The following is a 17,543-nucleotide window of genomic DNA, read 5'->3' on the forward strand; positions in this document are numbered from 1 at the left end:
CGGCGGCCGTGGCGGGCGCCCCCCCCGGGGGGGGGGGGCGCCCGACCCGCGCGCTCACTCCTCGGTCGGGGCCGAGGCCGCGCCGGACGCCGTCTTGGCCGTCTTCTTGGCGGTGCTCTTCTTGGTCGCCGTCTTCTTGGCGACGGTCTTCTTGGCGGTGGTCTTCTTCGCCGCCGACTTCTTCGCCGGGGCGCTCTTGGCCGCCTTCTTCGTGGTGCTCTTCTTGGCGGTGGCCTTGGCCGTCGTCTTCTTGGCCGTGGCCTTGGTGGCGGTCTTGGTCGCCGTCTTCCGGGCGGCCGTCTTCCGGGCCGGCGCGGGAGCCTCCTCGGGCTCCTCCGCCTGCTCGGGCTCCTCGGCGACCACCGGCTCCGGCTCCTCGGCCTTCGCCGGCTCGCCGGTCACCACGGTCACCACCGCCTCCTCGGCGCCCTCGGGGGCGCCGGCGGCCCGACGGGCGACCCGCCGCCTGACCGGCGCCGGCTCGGCGGCCGGCTGCTCGGCGACCGGCTCGGCCGCCGCCGGCTCCGCCGCCTCGGCGGCCGGCGCGTGCGCGACCACCAGCACCGCCGGCTCGGCGGTGGCACGCGGCGTGCCCGCCGGCACGGTCACCTTGCGGCTGCCCCGCCGGCGCGCCGGCCGGGGCTCCTCGACAGCCACCGGCTCGGGCTCGGGGGCCGGCTCCGGGGCCGCCTCGGCCTCGGGCTCCGGCGCGGTCACGACCGTGACCACGCCCTCCTCCGCGACCTTGGGCGGCCCGGCCGGGGCGCTCACCTTGCGGGTGGCCCGCCGACGGCGGCGCCCCCCGGTCGGCTCGGCCGCCGGCTCGGCGGTCTCCGCCGGCACGGCCGGCTCGATCTCCTCGACCGGCTCCGGCTCGGCGACCACCTCGGCGGTCTCCGCCGGCACCAGCGGCTCCACCGGCTCGGAACCGGCCGGCTCCGGCGCCTCGGTCACGCCCACCGGCTCCGGCACCTCGACCGTCTCGGGCGCGTTGCCGCCCTTGCCGCGCCGCCGGCTCTTCTTGCCGCCGCCACCGCCGACCAGGTGCGCCTGTTCCATGTGGACGATCACGCCGCGCCCGTTGCAGTGCACGCAGGACTCGGAGAACGACTCCAGCAGGCCCTGGCCGACCCGCTTGCGGGTCATCTGCACCAGGCCGAGCGAGGTGACCTCGGCGACCTGGTGCTTGGTCCGGTCCCGGCCCAGGCACTCCAGCAGCCGGCGCAGCACCAGGTCCCGGTTGGACTCCAGCACCATGTCGATGAAGTCGATGACGATGATCCCGCCGAGGTCGCGCAGCCGCAGCTGACGCACGATTTCCTCGGCCGCCTCCAGGTTGTTCCTGGTGACCGTCTCCTCCAGGTTGCCGCCCTGGCCGGTGAACCGCCCGGTGTTGACGTCGACGACGACCATCGCCTCGGTCCGGTCGATCACCAGCGAGCCGCCGCTCGGCAGCCAGACCTTCCGGTCCAGCGCCTTCATCAGCTGCTCGTCGATCCGGTAGGTGGCGAAGACGTCGACCTCGGAGGTCCAGCGCTGCAGCCGGTCCGCCAGGTCGGGCGCCACGTGCGAGACATAGCCGTGGATGGTCTCCCAGGCCGCGTCGCCACTGACGATGACCTTGGAGAAGTCCTCGTTGAAGATGTCCCTGACCACCCGGACGGTCATGTCCGGCTCGCCGTAGAGCAGGGTGGGCGCGTTGCCCTTCTTGCTCTTCTTCTGGATCTCCGTCCACTGCGCCTGGAGGCGCTCGACGTCCCGGGTCAGCTCCTCCTCGGTGGCGCCCTCGGCGGCGGTGCGCACGATGACGCCCGCGTCGTCCGGGACGATCTTCTTCAGGATCTGCTTCAGCCGGGACCGCTCGGTGTCGGGCAGCTTGCGGCTGATCCCGGTCATCGAGCCCTCGGGGACGTACACCAGGTACCGGCCGGGCAGCGAGATCTGGCTGGTCAGCCGGGCGCCCTTGTGCCCGATCGGGTCCTTGGTGACCTGCACCAGCACCGGCTGGCCCGACTTGAGCGCGGTCTCGATCCGGCGCGGGCCGTGGCCGAGGCCCAGCGCGTCGAAGTTGACCTCGCCGGCGTAGAGCACCGCGTTCCGGCCCTTGCCGATGTCGACGAAGGCGGCCTCCATCGAGGGCAGCACGTTCTGCACCTTGCCCAGGTACACGTTGCCCACGTAGGAGGAGGACTGCTCCTTGTTGACGAAGTGCTCGACGAGGACGTTGTCCTCCAGCACCCCGATCTGGGTCCGCTCGCCCTGCTGGCGGACGACCATCACCCGCTCCACCGACTCCCGGCGGGCCAGGAACTCGGCCTCGGTGATGATCGGCGCGCGGCGGCGGCCCTGCTCGCGCCCCTCGCGGCGGCGCTGCTTCTTGGCCTCCAGCCGGGTCGAGCCCTTGATGGACTGCACCCCGTCGGCGGCCTCCACGCCCTCGTCCCGCTTGCGGCGCGGCTCGCGCACCTTGACGACGGTGCGCTCCGGGTCGTCCCCGGCCGCCGCCTCGCCCGCGTCGCCGCTGCGCCGGCGCCGCCGCCGACGCCGGCGGGACGAGCCGCCGCCCTGCTCGGCCTCGTCGGCCTCCGCCTCGGCGGCCGACTCCTCGTCGGCCTCCTCCGGCTCGGCCGCCGGCTCCTCGGCCGGCCGCTCGTCGTCGGGCCGCTCGCCCTTGGCCGGCTCGGCCGCTGGCCGCTCGGCCGCTGGCCGCTCGTCGGCCTCGCCGGCGGCGGCCTCCGCGGCCCGCTCGGCCAGCTCGCCCCGGCGGCGGCGCCGGCCGCCCCGGCGGCGCCGGCGGGCCGGGCGGTCCCGGCCGCCGTCGTCGGCGGCCTCGTCGTCGCCGGCCTCGGGCTCGACCTCGGCCGGCTCGGCCGCGGTCTCCTCGGTCAGCTCCTCGTCCTCGTCCAGCTCCTCGTCGAGGTCCAGATCGGCGTACCGGAACGGCGCCTCGGCGGCGGCCCGCTGCGGGGTCTGGAACATCGGGGCCTGGAAGACCGGCGCCTGGAAGACCACGGCGGGCGCCGCCGGCCGCTCCCGGGCGGCGCGCGGCTCGGCCGCGGCCGGCTCGGCGTCGGCCTTGCCGTCGCGGCGGCGCCGGCGCGGCGCGGCCTCGACGACCTCGGGGGCGTCCTTGGCCTCGGCCGCCGGCTCGGCGGTCACCTCGGCCGCCGGCTCGCCGCCGGCGGCGGCGGGCTCGGCCGCGGCCAGCGCGGTCGCCTCGGCGGCGGCGTCGTCAGCGGACTTGACGGCCTTGACCGTCTTGGCCGCCCTGGTGCTCCGCCGGCGGCCGGCCCTGGCCGGCGCGTCGGCCTCGGCGGTCGGCTCGGCCTCGGGGGTGACGCTGGCCGGGGCCGGCTCGCCGGCCAGGGTGGCCTCGGCGGCGGCGTCCTCGGCCGGGGCGTCGGCCTGCGCGGCCTTGGTCGCACGGCGGCGGCGCACCGGCTGCTGGTCGGGCTCGCTGGCCGGGCGGGTGGCCCGGCGCCGACGGCGCGGCGCCGGCTCGCTGGTCTCGGCGACGTCGGTCAGCTCGGCCACCTCGGGCGGCGCCGGCGACTCGGTCGCGGTGTCGGCCCGGGCTTCGGCCGGCTCGGCCGGCGCCTGCTCGACCGGCCGGGGCTCGGATGCGGGCCGGGTCGCGCGGCGCCGACGGCGCGGCGGCGCCGGCTCGTCGGTGGCGGTGGCCGGGGTCGGCTCGGTGGCGGTGGCCGGGGTCGGCTCGGTGGCGGTGGCCGGGGTCGGCTCGGTGGGCTGGGACGGCGCCGGCTCGGAGTGGCTCGGCGCGCTGATCGTGGTCTCGGCCGCCGCGGTGTCCGCGGCGGTGGCCGGCGGGCCGGCCGGGCGGCTGGCCGCGCGGCGGCGCCGCCGGGGCGGCAGGGTGTCGCTCGGGGTGTCGTGGTTCTCGGTGCTCTCCGCGGCATCGGGATGCGCGGAATCAGGTCGCTGGTGCATTGCGGGCGGTTCTCCCGTCACGCTCCCGGGCACCCCACCCAGTCACGGCGGGCGCCGCTCGGGAGCTGTCGTGTCGCTCGCCGGTTCCGGGCTATCCAGGCCCGGCTACGGCGAAAGTCTGCTGGTCGAATGCGCCGGCCGGAACTGCTTGGGCCCGAGTGGCTCCCTGGCCCCAAACGGTTCGACGGCGCTACGACGGCGTCACTGTCCGGTGGCTCCCGGCGCCGCCGCGGGTGGCTGCCCACCAGCCGTGGCAAAAGCGGCGTGGGCGGCGTCGCGGTCGGGCGCGAACGGGTCGAGCACCGTGCCGGTCTCCTCATCGAGCGGCCCCTGCGCCAGCCTGGTCACCTCAACGGGGACCGGCGGCGCCAGGTCGGCCACAGCGCGGAGACCGGACAGGACATCGTCGGGTCGTACGGCGGGGGTGAGATGCCGCACTACCAGCCGCAGTATCGCACAGGGAGCTGAGCTGGGCCCATCGGACCCGCCCTCGGCGATCTCCAGCGCGACTACCGCGGCTCTGGCATCGAAGTCACGCATACCCTTTTTGGTCTGCCGTCGAACCACGATCTCGTCAACGGCCAGAAATGCCCCCACCGCGCGGCCGGCCTCGGCCGGGGTGACGCCGGGGAGGCGGAGCCGCCACTCGGAGGCGGCGAGCCGGTCGGCGAAGTCGCCGGTGGCGGCCTCGACCGCGTCCACCAGGTCGAGCCCGGTGGGCAGTGAGGCGTCGAGCCGGGCCCGCAGCTCGGCCGGGTCCCGGTGGGCGGCGAGCCCGATCTCCAGGTACTCCGCCTCGCTGGCCGTGCCGGTGGGCGCGGCGTTGGCGTAGGAGACCCGGGGATGGGGGGTGAACCCGGCCGAGTACGCCATCGGCACCTCTGACCTGCGCAGCGCCCGCTCGAAGGCCCGCTGGAAGTCGCGGTGGCTGGTGAACCGCAGGCGGCCGCGCTTGGTGTACCGCAGCCGCACGCGCTGCACCACGGGTGCCGGCGGCGGGCCTACGGGCTGTCGCTTGCCCAGTTGTCCTCAGTCCCTCGGTCGTCGAGACCGCGCGGCCCGCTGCCTGCGGCGCGCGGCCGGGTGGCCGTGTCGCGGGGGCGCCGCGGGTTGCGGTGGGGCCCTGCCCCACCCTACGCCGGGGAGGTGGCGATCCAGTAGCGGAGCTTGTCGCCGCGCTTGTCCTCGAAGACCCCGCCGTTGGCCTCGATGACCTTGCGGGACGGCACGTTGTCGGCGTCGCAGGTGACCAGCACCGGGTCGAAGCCGAGGCCCCAGGCGTGGGGCAGGGCGGCGCGCAGCATGGCGCGGCCGTGGCCGCGGTCGCGTGCGGTGGGTCTGATGTCGTAGCCGATGGTGCCGCCCCACTCCATCAGCCGGGGGGTTAACCGGTGCCGGATGGTGAGCCGGCCCAGCCAGGTCTCGCCCTCGACCCACCACAGGGTGGTCGTCGGGACCATGCCGGCCGGGCGCTGGGTCTCCATCCGGGCGTCGGCGGCGAGGGCCTGGACGTAGGCGTCGAAGCCGGCCGGATCGCGCCAGCGGCTCCCCCACTGGGCGATCTGGGTGCCGAGCATGGTGTCGTCCGATGCGCCGCCGCGGCCCTCGGCCTGGAACTCCCGGACGGCTTCGAGAAACGTGTTCCGCAGCGCGCTGCGGGGTGTGATCAAGGTGGGCACCGGACCATCCTGCGTGCCGGTGGGACCCACGGCAACAGCGCCTCGGGGGGCGCCGCGCGGGCCGGCCGCGGCACGGTCGGTCCCGGCGACGCCACGTTCAGCGACGGTTTCCGGCCATCCGGGGCAGGTCAGCCGAGGTCCCAGCGGGTCTGCGTGTACGGGTCCTTGGCGAAGCCGAAGACCCGGTCCGGAGTGATCTCGAAGAGCAGTGCCGCGCCGCCCTCGGCGTGTTCCAGCACTCCGTCGCCGGGCTGGAAGGCCCAGTCCTGGCCGTACTTGGTGGCGTAGTCGGTGGCCAGCCGGCCCAGCAGGGGCTGGTCGGTGACCCGCCGGGCGGTGCCCTCGACGGTGATGTCCAGGCCGGCGGACAGTCGGTTGGTGCCGGTGGTGAGGACGACGGCGGGGTTCTCGGCGAGGTTGCGGGCCTTGCGTTCGGTGGCGCCGGTGGTGACGTAGGCGCGGTCGTCCCGCCAGATGGCCAGCAGCGGGGTGACGTGCGGGCGCCCGTCGGGCCTGACGGTGGACAGCCAGTAGATCTCGGCGCTCTCCAGCAGGGCGACGGCGGCCGCCCAGGGGGTGGCGGCGGCGCCGGGCTCGCTGAAGCCGGTGTGGAGGGTGCCGGTGGGCTCGGTCATGGCGGGTGGTCCCTTCGGAGGTCGGGTGGTTCTCCGGTGGGACTCGGCCGGCCGCGGGAACTCATCGGCACGGCGCCGCCCCGCGCCCCTGGTGGGGGCACGGGACGGCGCGCGGTGGGGGATGGTCCGGGGCTGGCGTGGTGGGGGCCCCGGGGTGACGCTGCCGGTCAGCCGGTGTGGCTGGCCGACGACTGGGGCGGGACGGTGAGCGTGGTGCCGTCGGAGAAGGTCACGGTCCGCTCGCTGTCGCCGTGGTTGTGCGCGGTGTAGGTGGTGGTGGTGCCGTCGGAGAAGGCGGCGGCGGTCGGGCTGTCGGCGGTCACCGTCGGGTCCGGGGCGCCGACCGCGTCGAGGGTGTACAGCCAGTGGTAGACGTGCGCCCAGGACTCGCCGGCCTCCGGCTCGTAGGTGCCGCCGCCGTCACTCTCGTAGGCGGCGCGGGCGGCCGCCGGGTCGGCCAGGGCCTGGAACTCCCACAGGATCTCCTTCCACTCCACGGGCGGGCCGCCGTTCTCCGCGACCAGCTCGGCCAGGTTGCGGAGGATGGCGTCCTTGTCGCGGGCCAGGTGGAGCGAGCCGCCGGTCACCGGGAGGACGTTGATGCCGTGGATCTCCTCCGGGTTGTCGGTCCACCAGGTGCTGTGCGCGGCGCCGTTGCCCCACACCATGCCGACGGTGTTGTGCTGGTAGTCGGCGGGGAAGTTCTGCTCGTCGCCGTCGAACCAGTACTGCCGGATGGCCTCGGACTCGGTGGTGAGCAGGTAGACGCCGAGGTCGCGCAGCTCGGTGTCGCCGGTGGCCGAGCCCCACAGCACCAGGCCGGCGCTGAGGTTGACGGACTCGGAGGACGACTCCTGGTTGTTGCCGGCCTCGAAGCCCTGGTGGCCGGCGGCCCAGCTGTGGCCGGCGTACACGTCGAAGCCGCGCAGGAACGGGTAGCGCTCGTCGTCCCTGGCGGGGTTGGCGGCGTCCCCGATCAGCTCGTTGACCATGCCGCCCCAGGCCGAGTCGGCGGCCCACGCCGGGTCGTACTGGGCGACGACGGCCGCGGCGTAGACGAAGTAGGAGTAGTGGAAGTGGTGGTCGTTCAGCTCCTGGTCGCTGCCGTAGGAGGCGGGGTAGCCGGTGAGGGTGCGCCACTCGGCGTCGTAGGCGAACTCGGCGGCGCCGCCGGCGGTGAACCACTCCTCGAAGCCGGCCCGGAGCGCGTCGAGCAGGGCGTCCCTGGCGGCGGTCTCGCCGATCTGGTCGGCGATGCCGACGACCTGGGCGAGGCGGCCGAACTCCTTGCCGCTCCAGTAGGTGTCGCCGAAGCCGATCTCGGCGTCGGCCGCCACCTCGTTGACGAAGGTGGCGAGCCGCGCCTGGTCGGGCCCGTCGCTGGCGGGCAGCGTCGGCAGCACGCCGGTGACGTCCTGGGTGGTGGTGAACGCGGCGCCGTCGCGGACCCGCATCTCGCCGCGGGGCGAGACGTAGCCGTGCTCGGTCAGCTCGTCGGTGGTGTGCTGCCACTGGTGCGGGTAGAGCGCCTGGACGGTGCCGGTCTCGGTGCCCTCGCGTGCCTCGGTCTCCAGCGTGTAGGTGGCGCTGACCTGGCCGGCCGTCTCGTCATAGGTCCAGTCCACGGTGGAGCCGGTGACGAAGCTGTAGGCGTACTGGGCGTACAGGTCGAGCGCGGACCGGTCGGGCAGCACGGCGACCGAGTAGTAGTCCTGGCCGCCGAGGTCGGAGCTGATGGTGTCGCCGGAGACGGTCCAGTCGCTGCCGCTGGGCGCGAAGAGCGCGTAGTCGCGGCCGTTGACGGTGACGCCGAGGGTGGCGCCCTCGTCGGCGAACACCTCGGGGGTGTTGCCGGCGGCGATCTCGGCGCCGGCGCCGGTGCCCTCGGCGTAGACGAACGGGCTGCCGTGGCCGATGGTGGCGCGGAAGGTCCGGTCGCCGTCCGCCCAGTAGGGGGTGACGGTCCAGTCGGACCAGCCGTCGGCCTTGGTGTCGGGCGAGTCGAGGCCGGCGAGGCCGAGCGTCAGGTCGGCGGCGTGGTGGTAGTGGTAGGCGACGCCGGCCACGGTGGGCTCGGTCTGGTAGCCGACCTCCAGGCCCTCGGCCACCGCGCGGTAGCTGAGCGGGTGGCCGTACATGGGCTGGGAGTGCGGGATGTCCGCGTACCGCTTGAAGACCAGGGACGACCACCAGTCGTTGGTGGGCACCGGCTGGTCGGCGACGGCTTCGGTCACCTGGGGCAGGACGGGGTTGCCCGCGGAGTCGGAGGGGCCGACGGCGCCGGGGGGCCTGGTGTCCGAGTAGCTGCCGCTGCCGACCGGGATCTCGGCGGCGTTGGCTGAGCCCGGGACCAGGGAGGCTCCGGCGACGGCGACGGCCGTGGCGGTGAGCGCCAGGACGAGGCGTCGGGGGTGGGTGGGTGGCCGCATGGAAGTCGTACCTCGCAACCGGTGGGGGGAGACGGGCGGTTGAGAGCGCTCTCTTGACGCGGTCGAACCTAGGGACCGGCAAAATCCGTGTCAATAAGTCGCGCCGGAACCGGCACAGGTCCGGAACCGGCGACGGGGGGTTTCGGGCCCGGCGGGCGGGGGGCCGGGCCGGGTGGGCGGGGGTCCGGGCGCGGCCGGCCGGACCCCCGGCCGGGCGGCTAGCCGCGCGGCTCGTCGAGCGCGGCGGCCAACGCCCGCCCGATCAGCGCCACCGTCTCCTCGTCGCGCAGCATCGCGGCGTGCGGCGACGGCGTGGGCACGGTGCGGATGGCGCCCTCGACGTGCGGCAGCCAGCGGTCGGCGGAGAAGTCCTCGGCCCGCTCGCCCGCGACCCGCACCGAGGTGAACAGCAGCAGGTCGCCGGCGAGCCGGTCCGGCACGAAGTCCCGCATCAGCAGCAGGTTGTTGACGAACACGTCGACCCGCCGCCGGGCCTCCTCCGGGGGCAGCGCCCGGGCGGCCGCCCGCTGGCCGTCCGCCTCGGTCAGGTAGCGGGTGAAGATCTCCGCCGGGTCCCCGCCGGCCAGTTCCTCGTCGCTGACCTGGATGCCGGCCGCGCGCAGCGTGGAGGCCAGCAACTGGGCCCGGGTGCGCGACGGTTGGCCCGTGTCGTTGGGGTAGCCGTCCACCAGGGCCAGCAACTCGACGTCGTCGCCTTCCTCTTGCGCCAGGGTGGCCACCGCGTGCGCCAACTGGCCGCCGAAGGACCAGCCCAGGATGCGGTAGGGCCCCGCCGGCTGTACCTCCCGGATGCGGGCCAGGCAGCTGGCCGCCAACTCCCGCATGGTGCCGGGGAAGTCCGCCGGCCGCGCGAACCAGCGGCCCTGTAGCCCGTACAGCGGCTGGTCGGCCGGCAGGTGTCGGAGCAGCCCGCCGTAGCACCAGCTCAGCCCGGAGGCGGGCGGCAGGCAGAACACCGGCCGGCGGGCGCCGTGGCTGCGCAGCGGCAGCAGTTCGCCGAACGCGTCGCCCCCGCTGTCCGCGCCGAGCCGCTCGACCAGGCCGGCCGCCGTCGGCCGTTCGAAGACGTCCCGGATGGACAGCTCAGTGCCGAACACCCGGCGCACCCGGTGCAGCAGCCTGGTGGCCAGCAGCGAGTGCCCGCCCAGCGCGAAGAAGTCGTCGTGGACGCCGACTTCGGGCACCTTCAGCACCTCGGCGAACAGCCCGCGCAGCACCTCCTCGTGGGCGCTGCGCGGTCCGGCGGGACCGGCGCTGGCGCCGTCCTCCAGGGCGGCCAGCGCGGCCCGGTCCAGCTTGCCGTTGGTGGTCAGCGGCAGCTCGGCGACCGGCGTCAGGGTCGCCGGCACCAGGTGGCCGGGCAGCGTGGCGGCCAGGTGCTTGCGCAGCGCGTCCCGGTCCACCGCGCCGCCCCCGGCCGGCACCACGAAGCCAGCCAGCCGCGGCACCCCGGCGGCCTCGCCGGTCAACACCACGGCACAGTGCGCCACATCGGGGTGGGCCAGCAGGGTCTGTTCGATCTCGCCCAGCTCGACCCGCAGCCCGCGCAGCTTCACCTGGTCGTCGGAGCGGCCGAGGAACTCCAGCTCGCCCCGCCGGTTCCAGCGCACCAGGTCGCCCGTGCGGTACATGCGGGCGCCGCGCGGCCCGAACGGGCAGGCCACGAACCGCGCCCCGGTCAGGGCCGGCCGGCCCAGGTAGCCGCGGGCCAGCCCGTCCCCGGCGACGTACAGCTCGCCGACCACCCCGGCCGGCACCGGCGCCAGGGTGCCGTCGAGCACGTACACCCGGGTGTGCCCGGTGGGTCCGCCGATCGGCGCGTTCGCCGGCCACTCGGCCGGCTCGGCCGGCAGCCGGTGGGAGGTGGCCACATGGGTCTCGGTCGGGCCGTAGTTGTTGAGCACCGTCCGGCCCGGCCGGGCGGCGACGAACTCCCGCAGCGCCGGGCCCGGCCGCAGCGCCTCCCCGGCCTGCGCCAGGGTGCGCAGCTCGGGCAGCGACACGCCCGCCTCCACGGCGGCCGTCGCCAGCGCGTCCAACACCAGGTGCGGCGCGTACAGTTCGTGGACGCCGGCGGCCGCCAGCCAGGCCACGAACCGGGCCGGGTCGGTGCGCGCCCCGGCCGGCGGCACGGTCAGCGTCCGGCCGGTCAGGAACGCGCCCAGCGTCTCCTGGAGGGAGACGTCGAAGGTGGGCGCGGTGAACTGGGCGACCCGGGTGCCGGGCGCGGCGGGCAGCAGCGCGCGCTGCCAGACCAGCAGCCGGAACAGGCCGCGCAGCGTCATCACCACCCCCTTGGGCCGGCCGGTGGACCCGGAGGTGTAGTAGACGTACGCCGGCGCCAGGTCAGACGCCGGCGCGGGGGCCGGCTCGGCGGCCGGTCGGCCGGCCAGCTCCGCGCGGACCTCGGCCGTGTCCAGCCGCAGCACCGGGATGTCCGTCGCCGGCAGCCGCGCCGCCTCGGCCGCGGTGGTCAGCACGACCGTCGGCCGGGCGTCGTCCAGCAGCAGCCGCAGCCGCTCCGCCGGGTGGTCCAGGTCCAGCGGCAGCGCGGCGCCGCCCGCCTTGAGCGTGGCCAGCAGCGCCACGGCGGGCAGCTCCGACCAGGGCAGGGCGAGGGCCACCACGTGCTCAGCACCCACCCCGTGGTGCCGCAGCAGCCGCGAGAGCCGGTCGGTCTCCGCCGCCAACTCGGCGTAGTCCAGGGTTCGTTCGCCGCAGACCACGGCCGGAACGGCGGGCGTGGCCCGGGCCTGCTCGGCGAACGCGCCCAGCAGCCCGCCAGCCGGCAGCGCGCCGCCCGTCGCGTTCCGGTCGGCCAGCAGCCGGCGCCGCTCGGCCGGGCGCAGCACGTCGAGGCGGCCGAGCCGCCGCTCCGGGTCGGCGGTGACCGTCTCCAGCACCAGCAGCAGCCGGTCGCGGAGGTCGCGGGCGCTGCCCTCGTCGAACAGGTCCAGGCTGTACTCCAGCCGGCCGCCGAGCCCGGCGGGCGTGCCGTCCGCCGCGCGGCGCTCCCCGAGGAAGAGCGCCAGGTCGAACTTGGCGGTGCCGGAGAACCCGGCCCGCACGTCCAGCGTCAGGTCGGGCCGCTCCCAGAGCGGGCCGGCGGCCTGGCCGTCCGCCGTGTTGTCGAGGGCCAGCATCACCTGGAACAGCGGGTGCCTGGCCAGCGAGCGGGGCGGGTTGACCGCCTCCACCAGCCGCTCGAAGGGCACGTCCTGGTGGGCGTAGGCATCCAGGTTCACCCGCCGTACCCGGGCGAGCAGTTCGGTGAACGTCGGGTCGCCCGACAGGTCGGTGCGCAGCACCAGGGTGTTCACGAAGAACCCGATCAGGTCCTCCATCGCCTCGTCGGTGCGGCCCGCGATCGGCGAGCCGACCGGGATGTCCTCGCCGGCGCCCAGCCGGGACAGCAGCGCCGCCCACGCCGCCTGGAGCACCATGAACACGCTGCACCGGGCGCGCCGGGCCAGCGCCAGCACCCCCCGGTGCAGCTCGGCCGGTATCGCCACCGCCAGCTGGGCACCCCGGTAGGACGCGACGGCCGGCCGGGGCCGGTCCGCCGGCAGCGTCAACTCCTCGGGCAGGTCGGCCAGTTGCCTGGTCCAGTAGGCGAGCTGCCCGGAGACGGCGCTCGCCGGGTCGTCCTCGCTACCCAGCACCTGGCGCTGCCACAGCGTGTAGTCCGCGTAACTCACCGGCAGCGGCGCCCAGTCCGGCGCGCGGCCCGCGGCGCGGGCCGCGTAGGCGCGCGCTATGTCCCGGGCCAGCGGCCCCAACGACCAGCCGTCGCCCGCGATGTGATGCAGCACCAGCACCAGCAGCGCCTCGCCCGTCACCGTGTCACCGTCCGCGTCCGACGCCGGGTGCGCGTCCGTCGGCGGGGACACGTCCCGGCCCGGGTGCGGGTGCGCCGCCGGGTGCGCGTCCGTTCCCGGGTGCACGTCCGTTCCCGGGTGCACGTCCGTCGCCGGGTGCACGTCCGTTCCCGGGTGCGCGTCCGTCGCCTGGTGCACGTCCCGGCCCGGGCCCGGCTCCTGGCCCGGGCCCGGCTCCTGGCCCGAATCGGCCGGGGCCAACAGCCAGGCCCGCAGCGGCAGATCGCGGGTCAGGTCGAAGCCGCACCTGGCGGCCTCGCCGGCCCGGTCGGCGAACCCAGCCGGGTCGAGCCGCTCCACCGCCAGCACCGGGCGGGCCGCCGCCACCGGCAGCACCACCTGCCGGGCGCCCGCCTCGTCCTCCGCGAAGACCGTCCGCAGCGCCTCGTGCCGGGCGACCACGTCCGCCAGCGCCGCCCGCAGCGCCGCCACGTCCAGCCGGCCGGTCAGGCCGATGCTGAACGGGATGTTGTAGGTGGGGACCGGCCCCTCCAACTGGTTGAGGAACCAGAGCCGTTGCTGGGCGAACGACAGCGGCACCCGGTCCGGCCTGGGTGTCACCGCCCGCAGCGCCGCGCGCGACCGGCCGGCCCCCCGACCGGCCACCCGCCCGGCGATGCCCAGCACCGTCGGCGACTCGAAGAAGTCCCGGACCGACAGCTCCACACCGAGCACCGCCCGGATACGGGACGCCAGCCTGGTCGCCAGCAGCGAGTGGCCGCCCAGGTCGAAGAAGCCCGCGTCGATGGAGACCGCGCGCAGCCCGAGGGCCTCGGCGAACAGCCCGCACAGCAGCTCCTCCACCGGGGTGCGCGGCCCCCGCCCGGCCGCCGCCACCGCGTCCAGGTCGGGCGCCGGCAGCGCCCGCCGGTCCAGCTTGCCGCTGGCCGTCAGGGGCAGCGACGGCAGCACCAGCACCGCCGACGGCACCAGGTAGTCCGGCAACGCCGCCCGCAGCGCGGCGGTGACACCCGCCGGATCAACGCCGGCCGCGTCGTCCCGCGGCACCACGTACCCCACCAGCCGGCGGTCACCAGGCCGGTCCTCCCGCACCAGCGCGGTGGCCCGCGCGACCCCGTCCACCCCGGCCAGCGCCGCCTCGACCTCGCCCAACTCGATCCGGAACCCCCGCAGTTTCACCTGGTCGTCGACGCGCCCCACGAACTCGAGCTGGCCGTCCGACCGCCACCGCACCAGGTCACCGGTCCGGTACATCCGCGCCCCCGACCCGCCCCCGAACGGGTCGGCGACATAGCGCGCCGCGGTCAGCCCGGGCCGCCGCAGATAGCCGCGGGCCAACCCCGTCCCGGCGACGTACAACTCGCCCGTCACCCCCACCGGGACCGGCCGCAGCCAGCCGTCCAGCACATACGTGCCGGTGTTGGCCAACGGCCGGCCGATGGGCACCGCCCCCGTCGTCTCCTCCGCCGCCGGCACCGGGTAGCTGGTGGCGAACGTCGTCGTCTCCGTCGGCCCGTACCCGTCGACCACCCGCAGCCCGGGACAGGCCCGCCGCGCCCTGGCGACCGCCACCCCCGACACCGCCTCGCCCCCGGTCCACAGCTGCCGCAGACCGGCGAAGGCCTCGGGCGACTCCTCGGCCACCGCGTGGAACAGCCCGGCCGTCAGCCAGGCCGCCGTCACCCCCTCCGTCTCGATCAGCCGCCGCAGCACCGCGCCGTCCACCTCACCCGGCGGCGCCACCACGATCCGCCCGCCGCGCAGCAGCGGCACCCAGGTCTCGAACGTCGAGGCGTCGAACGACTGCGGCGAGTGCAGCAGCACCCGCGCGAAGTCGGGCCCCGCCCACGCCGGGTCCAGCGCGTGCTCCCGGACGTTCCGCTGGGTGACCGCCACCCCCTTGGGGACGCCCGTCGAACCCGAGGTGTACATCACGTAGGCCAGCCGCCCCGCGCCACCCGGCCACGCCTCGGCACCGGCGTCGGGCCCGGCGTCGGGCCCGGCTGGGGCTTCCGGACCACCCGGGGCGACCACCGTCAGCCCCAGCCCCGCCAGCGGCTCCGCGCCCGGGCCGGCCGCCACCGCCAGCCGGGCCCCGGTGTCCGCCGCGATGAACCGCAGCCGGTCCGCCGGCAGCGCGTCCGACACCGGCACATAGCACCCGCCGGCCCGCACCACCGCCAGCACCGCGACCACCGCGTCCACCCCGCGCTCCAACATCACCAGCACCGGCGACTCCGCCCGCACCCCGCCCGCCACCAGCCGGGCCGCCAACCGGGCCGCCCGCGCGTCCAGTTCGGCATAGCTCAGCCGCTCGTCACCGCAGACCACCGCCACGTCCCCCGGCCGCTCCGCCACCCGCGAGGCGAACAGCTCCGCCAGCGACAGCTCCGGCGTCGGCACCGCCGCCCCGTGCCACGCCGCCGGCACCTCGCGCCCCTCGGCTGGCGCCGACCCCACGGACGCCACCCGCCGCCCGCCGTCGGCCGCCACCGCCCGCAGCACCGCCCGCAGCCGCCCCGACACCGCCTCGGCCGCAGCCCGGTCCAGCACGTCCGGCCGGTAGTCGAGCCGCAGCGTCAACGTGTCCCGCGCGGTCACCACCAGCACCAGCGGATAGTGCGCCGCGTCGGTCAACGCCATGCCCCGCACCTCCACGTCGGCCAGCCCGGCGCGCGCCCCCTCGGCGGCCAACTCGCCGCTGTCCAGCGGGTAGTTCTCCAACACCGCGAGGCTGTCGAAGAGCGCCGGCTGACCGGTCCAGCGCTGGATGTCGGGCAGCCGGGTGTGTTGGTGGTCGAGCAGCCTGGTCTGCTCGCCGTGCAGCCGCACCGCCAGCTCGCGCAGCGTCTCCGCCGGGTCCAACCGGACCCGCACCGGCACCGTGTTGATGAAGAGACCCACCATGGTCTCCACCCCGGCCAACTCCGCCGGCCGACCCGACACCGTCGCCCCGAACACCACATCCGCCCGACCGGTCAACCCCGACAACACCAACGACCACGCCGACTGCACCAACGAGTTCAACGTCACCCCCCACTCCCGCGCCCGCCCGTTCAACGCCGCCATCACCGGGGCGCCCAGCGCCGCCGTCACCCGCTCCGGCACCACCGCGCCGCGCGCCTCGGGCGCCACCAGGGTGGGCTCCGCCCCGTCCAGCGCCTGCCGCCACGCCGCGCGGGCCGCCGGCCCGTCCCGCTTCGCCAACCAGCCGAGGAAGTCCCGGTACGGCCGCACCCTGGGCAGCCCGGAGGCGTCCCCGCGCCGCGCGTACAGGGCCAACAGCTCGCCCATCACCACCGGCAACGACCAGCCGTCCCAGAGAATGTGATGGTGCGTCAGCACAAAACGGTGCCGGTCGCCGGCGAGCCGGATCAGCAGGCAGCGCAGCAGCGGCGGCCGGGCCAGGTCGAACCGGGCCCAACGGTCCGCCGCCACCAGCCGATCCGCCTCCGCCTCCGCCGCCTCGGCATCGCGTTCCCGCAGGTCCACCTCCCGCCACGGCACGGTCACCTCGCGGGCGACCACCTGCACCGCCTGGCTCAGCCCCTCGTACCGAAACCCGGCCCGCAGGTTGGCATGCCGACGCAGCAGCCCGCCAACCGCGGCGCGCAACGCCCCGCCGTCGAGCGCGCCCACCACCTCCATGGCCACCTGCACGTGGTACACGTCCGACGCCGAATCGTCGTACACGCTGTGGAAGAGCATTCCCTCCTGCAATGGCGACAGCGGGAGAATCTCCTCGATAGTGCGCTTCGAACTCATTCGAAAGAACTCCAATCGGCGTCAATGAGATCGATCTCGTCCTGGGCCAGCGACGTCAGCGGGGCGTCGCTGGGCGTCAGCCCTCCCGCCGCGGGCGCGTCCGCGTAATCGGCGAGCCCGGTCAACGCCACGACATAGAACTCAGCGAGCGCCTCAACCTCCCACCGCTCCAACACGGCGCGACTCCACGTCCAGTGCAGCACCAACTCCAGACCGCCCGGGCCGTCCTGCGCCGTGGCATTCAGCTCCAGCAGATGCGGCAGCGGAACATCGGGCCCCTGGCCGGCGATGCCGCCGCCGAGGGTGACCCAGTCCGCGGCCGCACCGGGAGCATGGGCGGCCCCCCTTTCGGCGGTGGACGTGGCGGCGGTGGACGTGGCGGCGGTGGACGCGTCGGCCTCGGCCTTTCCGGCGTCCGCTGCGCCAGCAACGGTGAACCGGCCCAGGTAGTTGAAGGCGATCTCCGGGGTGGGCAGTGGGGCGAGCCGGGCGCGGCCCTCGGGGTCGTGGTAGCGGAGCAGGCCGTAGCCGAGCCCGTCCCCCGGGACCTCGCGCAGCTGCTCCTTGACCCGCTTCACCACCCCGCCCAGCGCGGGCGTACCGCCTTGGACCTCACTCCACGGCACCGAGCCCGGGGCCACCCGCACCGGATAGACGGAGGTGAACCAGCCCACGGTCCGGGAGAGTGCAGCCCCCGCGACAGCCTCCTCGGCGCGCCCGTGGCCCTCCAGATCCAGCACCACGGACTCCGGCACCTCAACACCCCGCTCGGCACACCAGCGTTGGACGGCGAGCCCGAACCCGGCGAGCAACACCTCGTCCACCCCGGCCTGGAACAACCCGGGCAGCCGGGTCAGCACCGTCTCCGTCACCTCGACCGGCACCGGAACGGACAGCCCGCCCGCACCCGCATACGTCCCCCGGTCGGTCACCTGCCCGCCCAGCACGGGGCCGGTGGCCCTGGCGACCGACTCCCACCAGTCGAGTTCCCCACGCCGGGACGCCACCGAGTCGACCAACCGCCTCGACCACCACCGCAACGAGGAACCCACCGGATCGAGAACGCCCTCACCGGCCTTCCCCGCCCGCACCGCCGCATGCGCCTGCGCCAAATCCGGCAACAACACCCGCCAGGACACCCCATCCACCACCAAGTGATGCACCACCCACACCAACAACCCCGACTCCCCAGGCCCCCGATCCAGCCACACCATCCCCCACACCACA

Annotated in this window: 7 protein-coding genes; all 7 read right to left on the reverse strand. The window is 75.6% G+C overall.

Annotated features, from left to right (window positions below):
• Positions 1–54: 54 nt before the first annotated feature.
• Positions 55–3,948 carry an Rne/Rng family ribonuclease gene (locus RM844_RS31545; RefSeq protein ID WP_311670876.1) on the reverse strand — a complete coding sequence of 1,298 codons (3,894 nt, stop codon included), beginning with the start codon at positions 3,946–3,948 and terminating at the stop codon, positions 55–57.
• Positions 3,949–4,149: 201 nt separating this feature from the next.
• A complete protein-coding gene (locus tag RM844_RS31550) occupies positions 4,150–4,929 on the reverse strand; it encodes a TIGR03936 family radical SAM-associated protein (RefSeq protein ID WP_311670883.1) in 780 nt (259 codons plus the stop codon).
• Between the two features lie 152 nt (positions 4,930–5,081).
• Positions 5,082–5,627, reverse strand: coding sequence for a GNAT family N-acetyltransferase (locus RM844_RS31555; protein ID WP_311670877.1), 546 nt, complete (start codon positions 5,625–5,627; stop codon positions 5,082–5,084).
• A gap of 128 nt (positions 5,628–5,755) precedes the next feature.
• Positions 5,756–6,262, reverse strand: coding sequence for a pyridoxamine 5'-phosphate oxidase family protein (locus RM844_RS31560; RefSeq protein ID WP_311670878.1), 507 nt, complete (start codon positions 6,260–6,262; stop codon positions 5,756–5,758).
• 167 nt (positions 6,263–6,429) lie between these two features.
• Positions 6,430–8,691: a glycosyl hydrolase gene (locus RM844_RS31565; protein ID WP_311670879.1), complete on the reverse strand. Its 2,262-nt coding sequence runs from the start codon at positions 8,689–8,691 to the stop codon at positions 6,430–6,432.
• A 218-nt stretch (positions 8,692–8,909) separates the two neighbouring features.
• Positions 8,910–16,316 (reverse strand): non-ribosomal peptide synthetase, encoded by a 7,407-nt coding sequence (locus tag RM844_RS31570; protein WP_311670881.1) that lies wholly within the window; start codon positions 16,314–16,316, stop codon positions 8,910–8,912.
• The coding region (locus RM844_RS31575; RefSeq protein WP_311670882.1) for a condensation domain-containing protein at positions 16,313–17,543 on the reverse strand (1,231 nt) is incomplete at its 5' end. The genes RM844_RS31570 and RM844_RS31575, both read right to left, overlap by 4 nt.

Origin of the sequence: Streptomyces chisholmiae, assembly GCF_031845445.1 — a bacterium.
Taxonomy (GTDB): domain Bacteria; phylum Actinomycetota; class Actinomycetes; order Streptomycetales; family Streptomycetaceae; genus Streptomyces; species Streptomyces chisholmiae.